The organism is Microvirga sp. P4_G7 (assembly GCF_056401005.1).
Window position 1 is genome coordinate 1 of sequence record NZ_JBFUKD010001083.1, and the last position, 751, is coordinate 751.

The 751-nt window shown below is 59.7% G+C and carries 3 protein-coding genes; all 3 read left to right on the forward strand.

The genetic code is table 11. The features are described 5' to 3' along the window. Positions 1–190 (forward strand): hypothetical protein (locus tag AC1DT3_RS23155; protein ID WP_477467501.1); only part of this gene is annotated, 190 nt, incomplete at its 5' end. A gap of 178 nt (positions 191–368) precedes the next feature. Beyond that, positions 369–530: a hypothetical protein gene (locus tag AC1DT3_RS23160; RefSeq protein WP_477467502.1), complete on the forward strand. Its 162-nt coding sequence runs from the start codon at positions 369–371 to the stop codon at positions 528–530. After that, the coding region (locus tag AC1DT3_RS23165; protein ID WP_477467503.1) for a hypothetical protein at positions 527–751 on the forward strand (225 nt) is incomplete at its 3' end. The genes AC1DT3_RS23160 and AC1DT3_RS23165, both read left to right, overlap by 4 nt.

The following is a 751-nucleotide window of genomic DNA, read 5'->3' on the forward strand; positions in this document are numbered from 1 at the left end:
ATCAAACCAGCGCATTCAGACGAGCATCGCCCGCACTATCGCCGCCCTTCGCGCATTGAGAGATGGCGTAACGGAGGAGATGCGAGACGCTGGCTACGCCAACAATCACGGCGGCGGCTACACGTGTGTTCCCGCATTCGAGGCAATGATTGACTGCATCCTTCCCAAAGAGAGCGGAGAGACACAGTGAAGGCAACATATCGAGAGGTTGTCGTTTACACCTCGGAAGAGTTCGACGCGGTTGTAAAGGAGACGGAAGCCGAGGGACTTAAGCTCGCCGTCATGAGCACAACGGGCCTCAAAGCGGGTACACGCCTGACGTTTCTCCCAGAGGAAGCGTTCCGGCCCAAAGAGAGCGGAGAGGCGCCATGAACCYTCAATCCGACATCGTAGGCCAGCTCGATGCGCTGATGCGCGTGATCCACGGCGACGAACAGAAAGCCATCGTCCGGCGCGCGAAAGACACGATCCGCGCGCAGCGGAACGCGATCCGGAAATTCAAGAGCGCTGCGAAGAGGCGAGACCAATGAGTGAGATCAAGAACAAGGGTGGATCTGCGTTTCCAGTCATCCCGCCCGTGGATGAGACCGGGCGCACGGCCATCGGTTTCCCGTATCCGGAAACTGGCATGTCGCTTCGCGATTGGTTTGCAGGCCAGGTGTTGGCGAGTGAGGCACTCGGCCACGCATATCACAACCGCCCCGAAATCTTGGCGAGCCGGGCATACGCGTACGCCGACGCCATGCTCGCC